The sequence below is a fragment of the Pseudoalteromonas sp. M58 genome, assembly GCF_042604605.1.
Lineage (GTDB): Bacteria > Pseudomonadota > Gammaproteobacteria > Enterobacterales > Alteromonadaceae > Pseudoalteromonas > Pseudoalteromonas tetraodonis.
Window position 1 is genome coordinate 1,077,228 of record NZ_CP152390.1, and the last position, 15,769, is coordinate 1,092,996.

Below are 15,769 nucleotides of genomic sequence, written 5' to 3' on the forward strand. Positions count from 1 at the left end.
GTGATTATTTTTCCCACAATACCTTGAACAAACCCGCTAACATACCCATCTATTAAGTAATTCGTTTTTTTATAGGTAAACCCCCATGCGTTTAGATAGATTTACAAGTAAATTTCAGTCTGCGCTTTCAGATGCGCAATCATTAGCGCTAGGTCGCGATCATCAATTTATTGAACCTGTGCATCTAATGTACGCTTTGTTAAAACAAAGTGGCTCAAGTGTACGTGCACTATTTGCACAAATGAGCATCAGCGTTGATGAACTCAACACTAAATTATCACAAGAGATAGAAAAGTTATTTAAAGTGGAAGGTGTTGGTGGCGATGTACAGTTGTCAAATAACATGGTTTCACTGATAAACCTATGTGATAAATACGCCCAAAAACGTAAAGATAAATACATTTCAAGTGAGTTGTTGTTTGTATTATTAGTTGCGTGTGAAGATAAAGGCCCGCTTGGCAGTGTTTTTAAAGCACTTAACATTACGGCGAGTAAGGTTGAAACGGCAATTGAAGCGATTCGTGGTGGCCAAAAAGTTGACGATCCTAATGCGGAAGAAACACGTCAAGCACTTGAAAAGTACACCATCGATTTAACTGAGCGTGCAGAGCAAGGTAAGCTTGACCCTGTAATCGGTCGTGATGATGAAATTCGCCGCACTATTCAAGTATTACAACGCCGTACCAAAAATAACCCTGTGTTAATTGGTGAGCCAGGGGTGGGTAAAACAGCCATAGCTGAAGGGCTTGCACAGCGTATTATTAATGGTGAAGTGCCTGAGGGCTTAAAAAACAAGCGCGTATTATCACTTGATTTAGGCGCATTAGTTGCTGGTGCAAAATACCGAGGTGAATTTGAAGAGCGTTTAAAATCAGTACTTAATGAGTTGGCTAAAGAAGAAGGCCAAGTTATTTTATTTATTGATGAAATTCATACCATTGTTGGAGCGGGTAAAAGTGATGGCGCTATGGATGCGGGTAACATGTTAAAACCTGCCTTAGCACGCGGTGAACTCCATTGCGTAGGCGCAACCACTTTAGATGAATACCGTAAGTACATTGAAAAAGATGCTGCGCTTGAGCGCCGTTTCCAAAAGGTATTAATAGAAGAGCCTTCAGTAGAAGACACCATTGCTATTCTGCGTGGCTTGAAAGAGCGTTACGAATTACACCATTCAGTGGAGATCACCGACCCTGCAATCGTTGCCGCAGCGCAGTTATCGCATCGTTATATTAGTGATCGCCAATTACCTGATAAAGCAATCGATTTAATTGACGAAGCGGGCTCTTCTATTCGCTTGCAAATTGATTCAAAGCCAGAAGCTTTAGATAAATTAGAGCGTCGCATTATCCAATTAAAAATTGAAGATAACGCATTGGCCAAAGAGAAAGATGAAGCAAGTCAAAAGCGCCGTACAGAAATGGTCGAGCTGATCACTGAGCTTGAAGGGCAATACCGTGAACTAGATGAAGTATGGAATGCAGAAAAAGCGTCATTACAAGGCACGCAGGTTATTAAAGCTGAGCTAGAGCAGGCACGACTTGATTTAGAAGTGGCTCGCAGAGCAAGTGACTTGCAGCGTATGTCTGAACTGCAATATGGACGTATACCTGAGCTTGAGCGCAAACTCGATTTAGCATCACAAGCAGAAATGCAAGAAATGAGCTTGCTTAAAAATCAGGTAGGCGAAGATGAAATTGCAGAAATTTTATCACGTTGGACCGGGATCCCAGTGGCGCGTATGCTCCAAGGTGAACGTGAAAAACTATTACAAATGGAAGAGCAGTTACATAACAAAGTCATTGGTCAAGATGAGGCCGTCGTTGCGGTGGCTAATGCCATTCGTCGTTCGCGTGCAGGGCTTGCTGATCCCAATCGTCCAATTGGCTCGTTCTTATTTTTAGGGCCTACAGGGGTTGGTAAAACAGAACTTACCAAGGCACTAGCAGGCTATATGTTTGATACCGAAAGTGCCATGGTGCGTATAGATATGTCTGAGTTTATGGAAAAACACTCAGTCGCACGTTTAGTCGGTGCGCCTCCAGGGTACGTAGGTTACGAAGAAGGTGGTTATTTAACCGAAGCTGTTCGTCGTAAACCTTATTCGGTTATTTTGCTTGATGAAATAGAAAAAGCGCATCCAGATGTGTTTAATATTTTATTACAAGTCCTTGATGACGGGCGTTTAACGGATGGCCAAGGGCGTACGGTTGATTTTAAAAATACGGTTATCATTATGACCTCCAACTTGGGCTCAGATATCATTCAAGAGCAAGCGGGAAGTAATGACTATGACGAGCTTAAAGCAAAAGTCATGGGTGTTTTACATAATGAATTTAGACCCGAGTTCATTAACCGTATTGATGAAACTGTGGTATTTCACTCACTTTCACATAGTCATATTAAAGAAATTGCAGATATTCAGTTAAGCAAATTACGTCAACGATTGACAGAGATGGGGTATTTACTTGAGTTGACAGATGCTGCTCTTGAGCGAATTGCTGCCAGTGGCTTTGATCCTGTCTATGGCGCTCGTCCACTTAAACGGGCAATACAGCAAACCATTGAAAATCCATTAGCACAAAAACTGCTTAATAATGAATTTCAACCAGGTTGTATCATTGTCATTGATGCTAACGAAGACGGCTTAGTGTTTACGAGTCGATAATCTGAGCACAGCAAAAAGCCGCTGTTTACAGCGGCTTTTTTGTTTCTATTTTAGGGCGTTTGTTAAACTTTAAAAGTCAGTAATAAGTCATTCACTTTTCTTGAGCCTTCAACTAGTTCAGCCGCACCGTGCGCTACGCTAAAACTCAATTGTAAATTGTCATCCCCTAAGCCTTTAATCTTTTCAACATTACTACCAATGTCTTTACTTACAACCTGCTGCTGTTCTGCTGCGGCTGAAATATCCGTGGCGAGCTGTGAAATTTCACTAATTTGAATAAAAATACTATCAAGCTCTTGTTGTGTTTGTCCTGTTGTATTAACACAGTCATCGGCTTGTTGTTTTGTGCTCTGCATGATTTTAGACCAGCTAAACAAGGTATCTTGAATTTCTTTAATTGAGCTATGAATTTGTGCTGTGGCGTTTTGAGTTCGTGACGACAGCGCTCTTACTTCATCGGCAACGACTGCAAAACCACGCCCATGCTCACCGGCGCGTGCCGCTTCAATAGCCGCATTGAGTGCCAATAAGTTAGTTTGTTCAGCAATCCCTTCTATTTCACTCATGACTTGGCCAATTTTATCCGCTTCAGAGGCAAGCCCCGTTGCTGTGGCGGCCGCTTGCTCAACTTGTACAGCTAAGTCAGACACCATTTTACTGTTATCTGCAATATGATTCTTGATATCAGAGCAGCTTTGATAAGTAATGCCCACTTTATCAGCCGTGTTATTGGTATTGTTAGAGATTTCACCAATCGTGGTACTCATTTGTGACATGGCTGAAGCAATTTGTTCTAGCTGAGTGCCTTGAGAAGAAATACCTTGCTCGGTCAACGTCGATTGTTGATCTAACCCTTGGGCAATCGTATTAAAACTCAAGGTTGAATCTTTTACCCGCCCTAGTACCGTTCTTAATTTAGCACTGAGCATCTGCTCTCTATACTCACTAATGCTGTGTGGGTGCGAGCCACTAAACACATAACGAGATACAGAGTCTGCTTGGTTTTTTTGTTGTTTGAGGGTTGCAGGTGTGATTACCAGCTCATCATAATTTAAAACTAAAATAACAATACATACTAATAAGTTAATCGCGGCAAGCGAAAGAGAGCCCCACATTGCGACACTGGCTAACCAAATTAAAATACCCGCAATGCTCAAACCTTGTCTCAATGATGTGCGTTCGCGCCAGCTGAATAATGATTTATTAGCGTTAATTTTGGCATAGAGCTTTTGCGCTCTGCGTTTTGCGCGTTGCTCTAATTTTATTCGTACAGACTGATAACCAATAAGTTGGCCATGCTCAAAAATAGGCGTTACAAATGCATCAACCCAATAATAGCGGCCGTCCTTACATAAGTTTTTTACCGCGCCACGCCACGAATGGCCTTGTTTTAAAGTGTCCCACATTTCTTTAAATGCAGCTTTTGGCATATCAGGGTGGCGAACGATATTGTGATTTTTATTGATCAGTTCATCCATCTCGTAGCCTGCGATACTACAAAACTCATGATTGGCATAAGTAATAACACCGCGTAAGTCAGTGGTTGAAACCAACTCTTGGTGTTCTTCGAAGTTAACTTCTTCATCTATTAAGCTTTGATTACGACGCATAGTGACTCTTTATCATTCTTTATTATGGCGGCTATTGTAATTACTAAAACTAATGTACGTTAGTGATATGTGTAAAATAGCAGGAATAAGACATTTTTTTTGATATTTATATGATCTTTATCAATATTAAGCGTAATTGAATTTTTCAGTTATGACAAACTTTTAGGGTTTAACTCTATCTTATCAAAGTGTTTTAAAACGCCATGTTGTCAGCGGGGGGTTATGGCAAATAATATGTAAAAGAAATTGTATATTCGTAGTGGCAATGGCAAGATTATCTTTTATAGCGTGAAACAAAGCGTGTTTAAAATCCAGTAAAAACTATATCTAATAAATTCATATAGTTTTTTCATCGTTTAATCTTGAGTAAAGGTAAAAAGACCCCATAACCTTATGATTAAGCCACTTGGCTCGAGGAAACTTTTTTTTGACAACTTATAATTTAAAGAACACGCTCAACGCGCTATCTAATGCAGATAATCAACAGGCTATTAAAGGCATTATGCGCGGTATTGAGAGAGAATCATTAAGAATTAATCACGATGGTTCCATTTCAAAACAGGCTCATCCTCAAGGGGTGGGCTGCGCGCTCACCAATGGGCATATTACCACTGATTTTTCTGAGTCTTTACTTGAGTTCATTACACCGGTTAGCGAGTCATCAACGCAAACCTTACAGCAGCTAAAAGATTTACAAAAGTTCACCCTAGAACATATGGGCGATGAATTATTGTGGCCAATTAGTATGCCGTGCTTTATAAATCATCAAGACGATATTGTATTGGCACAATTTGGCGACTCTAACGTCGGTAAAATGAAAACCCTATATCGCGAAGGCTTGAAGAATCGTTACGGCAGTATGATGCAAGCGATTGCTGGCGTGCATTTCAATATTTCTTTTCCACAAACGCTATGGCAGTCACTGCACTCATTAAAGCAAAGTGACGCGAAACTTGAAGATTTTATATCGGATAGTTACTTGGCGTTAATTCGTAACTTTAAACGCGAACTGTGGTTAATTAGCTACATGTTTGGCGCATCACCGGCATTATGTAGCTCTTTTTTACAAGGGCGTAAAAGCGACTTACCGTTTAAAAAACTCGGTAAAGGCACTTTATATTTGGAAGTGGGCACCGCATTACGTTTAGGCAACTTAGGCTATACCAATAGCGCACAATCGTCATTACGAGTAATGTATAACTCATTAGATGAATATGTCGCAGGACTTAAAAAAGCCATAAATACGCCTTCAGATATTTACGGCAGTATTGACGATTACACCAGTGCTACGCCAAAGCAATTAAATAAAAACATTTTGCAAATAGAGAACGAGTTTTACTCGCCAATTCGTCCTAAACGTAATGCAAAAAATGGTGAAACGCCCACCGATGCATTGCTAAGAGCGGGTATAGAATATATTGAAATTCGTGCATTGGATGTTAACCCGTTTAGTGAAGTTGGCATTGACTTAGAGCAAATACACTTTTTAGATGTGTTTTTAACTTATTGTTTATTAAAAGATTCAGCGCCTATGGATTGGCAAGAGCAAACTCGTAGCACTGAAAATCTTGATACTGTGGTTAACCAAGGTAGAGAACAAGGCTTGATGCTTAATTTTAATAATGAGCAGCGCAGCCTAGAATCTTTGGGGTGATGAAATATTTAGTCAGTTGAGTGATGTTGCTCAGTGGATGGATATTGCTTACGATGTTGACTACTACTCAAACACCATTAAGCGCATGGCGACTTGGATTCATGATCCGGCATTAACGTATTCTGGTCGTTATGTTGAGCAGTTAAAAGCATCAGGGTTAGATAATGGCCACTTTGCACTGTCACTTGCTCAGAAGTACAAACAAAGCCATGAAACAGCAAGTTATACTGAATTTTCAAAATCGTGGCTAGAGCAACAAGCTGCAGAGTCGTACCAAGCCCAAAAGGCAATTGAACACGCTGATAAACAATCATTTACCGCATTTTTAGATACGTATTTCAGGGTCTGTTGACCTTTGCGGATTACAATTTGTTCAAACTAGGAGCGGTTTAATCGCGGCGCGAGGTTTGTAACCTAGTGGGCTAAGTAAAAACCGAGCAACAAAGAGTAAATCGCTCCTAGGCAGAACCCGAAGGGCAGCACCTGTTTGGCATTGATGCTGCGTTATCGCCTATTTATGGGGAATAACCACACCACATAGGCTTTGCCTTGCCTAAATACCAAACAAACTGCTGCAAATGCAACCTTGAAAGGTCAACAGACCCAAGTAAGTAGCAGGCAAAAAAAAACGCAGCTCATAGTAGCTGCGTAAATATTCTTTAGGGATGAAACAATGCTGTACTGCTGCATTCATAGATTCAGACCCACACTTTTTTAAAAAGTTCAGTGAGATCTTAAAAAATGAAAAAAAATATTATTACCTTATCTTTGCTGCTCACTATAGCTGGGTGTGCAACAGCTCCCCCAAAGCAACCAGAAGATATTTGTAAAATTTTCGAAGAGAAATCTGACTGGTATTTTGATGCCAAAGACGCGCAGGAAAAGTGGGGCTCCCCAAAACATGTGTTAATGAGCATGATGTATCAAGAAAGTTCTTTTCGCCACGATGCAGCACCGCCTATGGAATACTTCTTATGGATAATCCCTACTGGTCGTGCAAGCGATGCCTATGGCTATTCTCAAGCTAAAACGCCTACTTGGTCTGATTATATTCGTGAAACAGGTAACAGTGGCGCCGACAGAGACGAATTTGAAGATGCGATTGATTTTATGGCGTGGTTTGTTTATAAAACCCATAAAGTTAATGGTGTGTCTAAGTGGGACGCCTACGCACAGTATTTAAATTATCATGAGGGATGGGGCGGTTATAAACGAGGCACCTATCGTAAGAAAAAATGGCTAATGAGCGTTGCCAATAAAGTAAAACATCGGGCAAGCCGTTATGGCGCACAGCTAAGACGCTGCGAAGATGATTTAGATAAAGGTTGGTTAGAGCGATTGTTCTTTTAGATTAGATTAAAAAGGAGCCAGCAGGCTCCTTTTTTATTGGTTTATTTTTTACGTTTGTTTGGTTGAATTTTAACTTGTTTAATCATGTTTTCTTTTACCTCAAGTACTTCAACCGGATAGCCTGCAATACGAATACTTAAATTAGCATCGGGGATATCTTCTAAGTACTCAACAATCAAGCCACTCAATGTTTTAGGGCCGTCTAATGGGAATTCCCAGCCCATTTCTTTATTTAAGTCGCGAACGTTAGCACCGCCGTCGACAATGTAAGAGCCATCGTTTTGTGTGGTTACTTCTTCACTCGGTGTCCGAGTTTGAGTGGTAGTAAAATCACCCACAACTTCTTCAAGAATATCTTCAAGAGTGACTAAGCCCTGAATGTCGCCATATTCATCAACAACAATACCAATACGTTCTTTTGATAACTGAAATTTTAGTAGCTGAGTGTTAAGCGAGGTGCCCTCAGGGATAAAGTAAATTTCACGTACCGCACGCAATAGCGAAGGCTTATCAAACTGCTCTTTAGTTAAAAGGCGAAGCGCATCACGAGAGTGAATAAAGCCAACAGCATCATCAATATTGTCGCGGTATAAAAGCACCCGAGTATGTTGAGCGTGAGTAAGTTGTTTACTGATTATTTTCCAATCGTCATTAATATCAATCGCCACAATTTCATTGCGAGGGATCATAATATCTTCAACGGTAACTTGCTCTAAATCTAAAATAGAGGTCAACATACTTTGGTGACGAGCGGGGATCAGCGCCCCCGATTCATTTAGCACGGTTTTTAATTCTTCTTTACTCATGCTGTGCTCATCTATTTGTGCAGCGCTAATACCAAATAAGCGCAATATACCATTGGTCATCCAGTTAACAACGACAACAAATGGGAAGAGAATTTTTAGTAACCCTTTGAGTATCACCGAACTTGGAAAAGCGACTCGCTCAGGATAGAGGGCGGCCAGTGTTTTTGGCGTTACTTCAGCGAAAATCAGCACCACAAGTGTTAATGCACCTGTTGCTATAGCAATACCTAAATCACCATACAAACGAATACCAATAATGGTGGCAACTTGGGCAGCCGCAATATTGACAAGGTTATTACCAATAAGGATAAGACCTATCAACCTGTCAGGTCGACTGAGTAATTTACTAACGCGTTTCGCAGCACGATGATTCTCTTTAGCGAGGTGTCGTAAACGAATACGGTTGATTGACATGATTCCGGTTTCTGACCCGGAGAAGTAAGCAGAAAAAAGTACCAATAAACCTAAAATGATAAACAGCGTACTTGTCGATATGTCGTCCAACGATGGATCCTTTTTTTATAAACCAATGCGTATTAAGCTAGAGTGAGCTTTCAGAGTCAAGTTAAAACTTATTTAGAACCACTTCTTGTATAAAACGGCTGCCAAAATAAGCGAGTGTGAGTGTAAATGCGGCAATCATAATACTCACTACCACCATTTTCCCTCGCCAACCTCGTTTTACATGGCCAACGGCAATCGTGGCAAAAATAGCCCAAGCAACTAAAGATAAGATTGTTTTATGAATAAACTCTTTGGCAAACATGCCATCAAGAAATACAAACCCTGTAATCAGCGCCACGCTTAATAATACTGTGCCTAAATTTAATAGTTGATAAAGTTGACGCTCTACCACCATTAGTGGCGGTAAATGGCTATGTACTATTGCTAAATCTTTACGTTTCAAACGTTTATCAATAAAGTAAAATTGTACGCCGTAAAGGGTGGCAATAATTAAGATACAGTAGGCTAATAACGACAGTGAAATATGCGCAACTAACGCAAGCTCTACATTAATGCTATGAAGTAAAACGTGATGAGGAATAAACAGGCTAGCAATAGTTAACAGGGCAGCAAAGCCGTATACAACAGGTAATAGCAGTGTCGCAGGGAACTTCAAAGAGACGGTGGTGACACAAAGCACTATTACCCAACAAGTCAGTAATGCAACATTAACAATACTTAAATCTTGGCCATCGGCTCTAAACACCGAGTTTACTAAAAGCAGCATATGCGCCAAAATAGCGACAGTGCTCAGTATTATGGTAATTTTTTGGCTTGGTCCCTGACGATGAAACAATCGCGAAAGCACGTGAGACGTTGCTAACACATAAAATAAACTGGCAATAATAGTTAAACTAATAATCAGCATTTTGCTTTGGCCACTTAATTGAAGTCAAATAATTCGTGTTCGTTATCTGGTCATTGTATTTTATAGCAACGCAAATGCATAGACCCTGTAAAAAGAAACTCAATAAGCAGCACTTCAACACTGTATTGTATGCCACCATTTACGGTATACTATTTTCAATTGAATTTTAATAACATCGACCTTATTAATAGAGTTGATATAAACGTCTTTTCGGAACCGTTACATGTTTGAGAACCTCCAAGAACGATTAGGTAAAACCCTAAAAAATATTAGTGGCCGTGGTCGCTTAACTGAAGACAACATTAAAGATACACTTCGTGAAGTGCGAATGGCATTTTTAGAAGCCGATGTGGCGTTGCCTGTTGTTCGCGAGTTTGTAAAGCAAGTTAAAGAGCGTGCGGTTGGTGTTGAAGTCACCAAAAGCTTGAGCCCTGGCCAAGTATTTATAAAAATTGTTCGTGAAGAACTTGAAAAAGCCATGGGTGAAGCCAACGAAGAGCTAAGCCTTAACGCACAGCCACCGGCGGTAGTGATGATGGCTGGTCTTCAAGGTGCGGGTAAAACCACCAGTGTGGGTAAGCTGGCTAAGTTTTTAAAAGAGCGCAAGAAAAAGTCTGTGCTAGTGGTAAGTGCCGATGTGTATCGTCCAGCGGCAATTAAGCAATTAGAAACCTTAGCAACAGAAGTTGATGTAGAATTTTTCCCAAGTGATATTTCGCAAAAACCAGTTGATATTGCAACTGCCGCCATTTCTCATGCGAAAAAGAAATTTATTGATGTTGTATTAGTCGATACTGCGGGTCGTTTGCATGTTGATAGCGACATGATGGATGAAATTAAAGCCTTGCATCATGCAATTAATCCAATCGAAACGCTATTCGTTGTTGATGCAATGACAGGTCAAGATGCGGCAAATACAGCAAAAGCATTTGACGAAGCTTTACCGCTGACCGGTGTGATACTGACTAAAACAGATGGTGATGCCCGAGGTGGTGCTGCTTTATCTATTCGTCATATTACTGGTAAGCCAATTAAGTTTATGGGTGTGGGTGAGCGCACTGATGCCCTTGAGCCTTTCCACCCAGACCGAATTGCTTCACGTATTTTAGGCATGGGTGATGTACTTTCATTAATCGAAGAAGTCGAGATGAAAGTAGACAAAGAACAAGCGGCAAAAGTAGCACAAAAAGTATTTAAAGGTGATGGCTTTACGCTGGATGACTTTGCTGATCAACTAAAGCAAATGAAAAACATGGGTGGCATGATGTCGATGCTCGATAAACTGCCTGGCATGCAAAACATCCCAGATGCGGTTAAAGGGCAAATGGGTGATAAAACCTTTATTCAAATGGAAGCAATTATTAGCTCTATGACGAAAAAAGAACGTGCACGCCCAGAGATCATCAAAGGTTCGCGTAAAAAGCGTATTGCTGCGGGCTCTGGTACTCAAGTACAAGAGATCAATAAACTGCTTAAGCAGTTTACCCAAATGCAAAAAATGATGAAAAAAATGAAAGGCAAAGGTGGCATGCAAAAAATGATGCGTGGCATGAAAGGGATGTTACCACCGGGAATGATGGGCGGCGGTGGCCCGAAATTTTAATAATTTAACCTTTAATATCTCCGATACAAGATAAAAAGCAATCAATAAAGAGGCAAATTGCCTCTTTATTGTTGAATAAACTATGCAAAGAATAGCTTGTTCACATGCTTTTCCTTCTTGGATCACGGTTTAATCTACTAAACTGCCTTTTTGCATCACTTCTTACTTGCATTGTTGCTAAAAACTCGTACAATTCACCGGCTCCCCATACTGGGGAGTAAATCTTATTAATGAAAACAGTCAATCTATTTAGAGGACGGTATGGTAACTATTCGTTTGCAACGTGGTGGCGCTAAAAAACGCCCTTTCTATCAAATTGTGGTTGCGGATAGCCGTTTCTCGCGTGACGGTCGCTTCATCGAGAAAGTAGGTTTCTTTAACCCAATTGCTTCAGGTCAAGAAGAAAAACTTCGTTTAGATTTACCACGTGTTGAACACTGGTTAGGTCAAGGCGCAGGTCTTTCAGATCGTGTAGCTAAATTAGTTAAAGACGCTCGTAAAGCGGCTTAATAGGCGTAAGTGTAACCATGAGTCAAGAGAACACCTCATCAATAATTGTCGTAGGAAAGCTCGGCGCCCCATATGGTATAAAGGGCTGGCTTAAGGTGCATTCATTTACTGATGATCCCCAAGGGATCTTCGATTTCAGCCCGTGGTTGATAGGGCAGCAAGGTAAATGGCAATCCTTAGAAGTGGTCGACTGGCGTCGCCACAACAAAGGCTTTATCGCTAAGTTTGCGCAAGTAAATGACAGAGACCAAGCAATGGCTTATACCAATGTAGAAATTTCTGTTGATTCAGCGCAGCTACCAGAATTACCGCAAGGTGAATTCTATTGGCGAGATCTCATCGGCATGTCGGTTGTAACTGATAAAGGTTATAACTTAGGCATTGTTGATGACCTTATGGAGACAGGCTCAAATGATGTACTGGTTGTGAAAGCAAACAGTAAAGATGCATTTGGCCAAGCAGAACGTTTAATTCCTTTTTTAACTGATTCAGTTATTCAAGAAGTTAAATATGATGCGAAAGAAATTACTGTAGATTGGGATCCAAGCTTTTAATGAGTCAAACAAGTTCGTTGTGGGTAGGGGTTATCAGCCTTTTCCCGGATATGTTTGATGCAATTACAACGCAAGGTGTAACCGGTCGTGCTGTTAAAAATGGCTTAATCGATTTTAACTGCTGGAATCCACGTGACTATGCAACTGATAAGCATAGAACCGTAGATGATCGTCCTTACGGGGGCGGGCCAGGCATGTTAATGATGGTTGAACCATTAAAACAAGCCATTCTTGAAGCCAAACAGGCTGCAGGTGATGGTGCAAAAGTAATTTATATGTCGCCACAAGGGCGCAAATTAGATCAGCAAGGGGCTAGCGAACTCGCAAACTCTGAAAAACTGATTTTAATTGCCGGTCGCTATGAAGGTATAGACGAGAGAATAATAGAGTCGTACGTTGACGAAGAATGGTCAATTGGTGATTTTATTTTGAGTGGGGGTGAACTACCTGCCATGACATTAATTGACGCAGTTGCGCGATTAGTGCCAGGGGTGTTAGGACACAACCAGTCAGCAGAGCAAGATTCATTTTCGGATGGCTTGCTAGATTGTCCTCACTATACACGGCCAGAAACATTGGACGACAAACAGGTGCCTGCTGTATTACTCAGCGGAAACCACCAAGAGATAGCAAAATGGCGGCTTATGCAGTCATTAGGTAGAACTTGGCTTCGCCGTCCTGACTTGTTGCATAACCTAGCTCTGACTGAGGAGCAAGCGGTATTACTCGCGAAATTTCAGCAAGAGTACCAAAAAGCTTGTGGCTAGAAGACAGTTACACCTAGGAAAGTGAGAAACATAATGGCAAAAGTAAACCAAAATATTATTAAAGCGCTTGAAGATGAGCAGCTTAAAACAGACGTACCTGCATTCGGCGCTGGTGATACAGTAGTTGTACAGGTAAAAGTAAAAGAAGGTGCTAAAGAGCGTCTACAGGCCTTTGAAGGTGTTGTAATCGCTAAGCGTAATCGTGGTCTTCACTCAGCATTCACAGTTCGTAAAATCTCGAACGGTGAAGGTGTTGAGCGTGTATTCCAAACGCACAGCCCTCTTATTGATAGCGTAACAGTTAAGCGTCGCGGTGCGGTTCGTCGTGCTAAGCTTTACTATCTACGTGAGCGTTCTGGTAAATCTGCACGTATTAGAGAAAAACTTAACTAATACGCGCTGTTTATCAACGCAAAAAAACGGGTTGCAACCTTTGGGTTGCAACCCGTTTTGGTTTTAATGCTATTGCAATTTTTATATCGCTACATTTAAAAACCAATACACACCTTAACCAGCATGCGTTAAAGTGTGGTTCACTTCAAAGCACAATATCTTCTCACTTCTTGCAAAAAATGATGTACAAAAATGAATGATAAAACGATAGTTACGCACAACGGCAATTTTCATGCAGATGATGTTTTTAGTATCGCTGCGCTTAAAATTATTTTCCCTTCTTTTACCCTGATCCGCACACGCGATAATGCGATTATTAATGACGCTGATGTGGTTATTGATGTTGGCGGCCAATATGACCCAGAAACTGACCGGTTTGATCATCATCAGCGCGGCGGTGCCGGTGCTCGCGAAAATGGGATTCCTTTTTCGTCATTTGGCTTGGTGTGGAAAAAATATGGCTTAGCAATATGTGATGATAATCAAGATGTGGCGAATGCAGTTGATGCAGGGCTTGTATCAACTATTGATGCCATTGATTGTGGTCATGTTGAAGGTGTTGCCACAGGAATTAGTTTAAGCCAAACAATTTCTATGTTTAACCCAACATGGGAAGAGGAAAGTAATTTTGATGCTGCTTTTGATCAAGCGGTTGAATTTGCACACACTTTGCTGCTTCGTTTTGTTGCCTCAGCGCAGGGTGGTTTAAATGCTAAAAAGATTGTTGCTCAAGCAATTAAACAGGCAGACGATCCACGATTAATCGTACTAGAGCGTTATACGCCGTGGAAAAAAACCGTACATAGCTTATCAGAAGAGGCGCTATATGTAGTGTATCCATCGCATTCTGGTAAGTGGATAGTGCAAACGGTACCTGCAGAGCTAGGCTCGTTTGAAGACCGAAAGCCATTACCTGCACCGTGGGCTGGATTATCTGATAGTGAATTTCAAGCAGTGACCGGTATAGATGATGCTATGTTTTGCCATAATGGCCTATTTATCGCCGGTGCAGAATCATTTGAAAGTGTTATGTCGCTTGCGACTATGGCATTGGAATATTAGATAAAAAGTGCTAATTAAAGTGGCTATTAAGCCACTTTAATTTTCATTGTTTAAACTCGGCATAGACTTACATTTTTATATGCTTTTTAATTCACTTTACGCAAGCTGTGTTCTATTCATTTAATTATCCTACCTTGGTCGCAGTTGAGTGACTCATACTGATCTTTTCACTAATTAGCCTTTTAACCCCTAACGTATCCTGTTAGTATTTATCGTATTGATTAGTTTACTTTTTTGTAATTATTAATTTACGATTTTGCTTTTTTTGGATGGAATGAGAACGTGGCAGAGATAAGTGATTTAGCGCAGCTAAGAAAAGGTATAGATGAATGCGATGCGCAACTGGTTGCCTTACTTGCAAAGCGCAATGGTATTACTCAACAAATTGGCGCAATAAAACAACAAACTGGCGCGCCACTACATGCACCCGATAGAGAAGCTGATTTATTAGCTGCACGACGCCAAGAGGCAATTAATCAAGGTGTAAACCCTGATTTAGTCGAAGACATTCTCAGGCGCATGATGCGTGAAGCTTATCAAAATCAACAGGCCAAATTAGCTTGTGCCGACTCACAACTATCTCCGATTGTCATTGTTGGTGGTGAAGGGGCAATGGGGCAGCTATTTGCAAAACAATTTCAGCGCTCGGGTTACGAAGTTAAAGTTTTAGATAAAGCCCAGCAATCACAGGCAGCAGAGATTTTAAAAGGCGCAAAACTGGTGATGATCAGTGTGCCAATTAATGCCCTCGAAACGGTTGTTAACGCGTTACCTAAACTCGATGATGATTGTTTGCTGGTTGATATTACATCGGTTAAACAAGCGCCGTTAAATGTGCTCAAAAAAGTTCACAATGGCGCTGTTGTTGGCTTACACCCCATGTTTGGTCCTGATATTTCTCATTGGGTGAAACAAACCGTGGTGGTATGTGAAGGGCGTAATCCTGAAGTGGCACAAGGTTTATTAAAGCAGCTACAAATTTGGGGCTGTCAGTTAGTAGAACTTGATGCTAAAAAACACGATGAAGCGATGCAAATCATTCAGGTTATGCGCCATTTAACCACCTTTGTGTACGGTCAGTTTTTAGCAAAACAAGGACATACACTGGCAGAGCTGCGTAGTTGCTCATCACCTATTTATCAGTTAGAGCTGATGATGGTCGGTCGTCTCTTTGCGCAATCGCCAGAGTTGTATACTGATATTATGCTGGCGCAATTTGATAATGTAGAAAGCTTATTAGCGCAGTATCAGTGTTTGTTCTCAGAGACGCTTAAAAAGTTAAAAGCAGGGGATAAGCCAGCCTTAATCGATGCCTTTGCTGATGCAAAAGCCTACTTTTCTGACTCCACAGCGCACTTTTTGACACAAAGTCGCAGTTTATTAAATAAAGCGAACGACGCCAAAGTACTCGATTAAACGT

The 15,769-nt window shown here is 40.9% G+C and carries 12 protein-coding genes and 1 pseudogene; 10 read left to right on the forward strand and 3 right to left on the reverse strand.

From position 1 onward, the window contains the following. Positions 1 to 85: 85 nt before the first annotated feature. Entirely contained in the window at positions 86 to 2,668 is a 2,583-nt protein-coding gene (gene clpB / locus AAGD16_RS05015; protein WP_377114029.1) for an ATP-dependent chaperone ClpB, read from the forward strand. Positions 2,669 to 2,730: 62 nt separating this feature from the next. On the opposite strand, the gene AAGD16_RS05020 is transcribed toward clpB, so the two are convergent. Continuing rightward, positions 2,731 to 4,278 carry a methyl-accepting chemotaxis protein gene (locus AAGD16_RS05020; RefSeq protein WP_377114032.1) on the reverse strand — a complete coding sequence of 516 codons (1,548 nt, stop codon included), beginning with the start codon at positions 4,276 to 4,278 and terminating at the stop codon, positions 2,731 to 2,733. Between the two features lie 427 nt (positions 4,279 to 4,705). Between AAGD16_RS05020 and gshA the strand changes: the two are divergent. Both gshA and AAGD16_RS05030 read left to right on the forward strand, forming a co-directional pair. Next, positions 4,706 to 6,284, forward strand: a pseudogene (gene gshA / locus AAGD16_RS05025) (glutamate--cysteine ligase). A 389-nt stretch (positions 6,285 to 6,673) separates the two neighbouring features. Further along, positions 6,674 to 7,282, forward strand: a complete 609-nt coding sequence (locus tag AAGD16_RS05030) for a transglycosylase SLT domain-containing protein (protein ID WP_013464490.1) — start codon at positions 6,674 to 6,676, stop codon at positions 7,280 to 7,282. Positions 7,283 to 7,323: 41 nt separating this feature from the next. On the opposite strand, the gene AAGD16_RS05035 is transcribed toward AAGD16_RS05030, so the two are convergent. Together AAGD16_RS05035 and AAGD16_RS05040 are read right to left on the reverse strand one after the other, a co-directional pair. Next, positions 7,324 to 8,592 carry an HlyC/CorC family transporter gene (locus AAGD16_RS05035; protein WP_013464491.1) on the reverse strand — a complete coding sequence of 423 codons (1,269 nt, stop codon included), beginning with the start codon at positions 8,590 to 8,592 and terminating at the stop codon, positions 7,324 to 7,326. 61 nt (positions 8,593 to 8,653) lie between these two features. Beyond that, entirely contained in the window at positions 8,654 to 9,460 is an 807-nt protein-coding gene (locus AAGD16_RS05040; protein ID WP_013464492.1) for an inner membrane protein YpjD, read from the reverse strand. A 223-nt stretch (positions 9,461 to 9,683) separates the two neighbouring features. On the opposite strand from AAGD16_RS05040, the gene ffh reads away from it, so the two are divergent. From ffh to tyrA, 7 genes are all read left to right on the forward strand, one after another. Beyond that, positions 9,684 to 11,063, forward strand: a complete 1,380-nt coding sequence (gene ffh, locus AAGD16_RS05045; protein ID WP_008464738.1) for a signal recognition particle protein — start codon at positions 9,684 to 9,686, stop codon at positions 11,061 to 11,063. A gap of 261 nt (positions 11,064 to 11,324) precedes the next feature. Continuing rightward, complete coding sequence (gene rpsP / locus AAGD16_RS05050) at positions 11,325 to 11,573, forward strand: 30S ribosomal protein S16 (RefSeq protein WP_008114468.1); 249 nt, start codon at positions 11,325 to 11,327, stop codon at positions 11,571 to 11,573. Positions 11,574 to 11,590: 17 nt separating this feature from the next. Beyond that, positions 11,591 to 12,127 carry a ribosome maturation factor RimM gene (rimM, locus tag AAGD16_RS05055; protein WP_008114470.1) on the forward strand — a complete coding sequence of 179 codons (537 nt, stop codon included), beginning with the start codon at positions 11,591 to 11,593 and terminating at the stop codon, positions 12,125 to 12,127. Beyond that, positions 12,127 to 12,894, forward strand: coding sequence for a tRNA (guanosine(37)-N1)-methyltransferase TrmD (gene trmD, locus AAGD16_RS05060; RefSeq protein WP_008114471.1), 768 nt, complete (start codon positions 12,127 to 12,129; stop codon positions 12,892 to 12,894). The genes rimM and trmD overlap by 1 nt, the downstream gene beginning before the upstream one ends. A 33-nt stretch (positions 12,895 to 12,927) precedes the next feature. Beyond that, on the forward strand, positions 12,928 to 13,287 hold the full coding sequence (gene rplS, locus AAGD16_RS05065; RefSeq protein ID WP_011327636.1) for a 50S ribosomal protein L19: 360 nt from the start codon (positions 12,928 to 12,930) through the stop codon (positions 13,285 to 13,287). Between the two features lie 192 nt (positions 13,288 to 13,479). Then, complete coding sequence (locus AAGD16_RS05070; RefSeq protein ID WP_013464495.1) at positions 13,480 to 14,349, forward strand: MYG1 family protein; 870 nt, start codon at positions 13,480 to 13,482, stop codon at positions 14,347 to 14,349. Between the two features lie 282 nt (positions 14,350 to 14,631). Next, positions 14,632 to 15,765 (forward strand): bifunctional chorismate mutase/prephenate dehydrogenase, encoded by a 1,134-nt coding sequence (gene tyrA / locus AAGD16_RS05075; RefSeq protein WP_013464496.1) that lies wholly within the window; start codon positions 14,632 to 14,634, stop codon positions 15,763 to 15,765. Positions 15,766 to 15,769 lie beyond the last annotated feature (4 nt).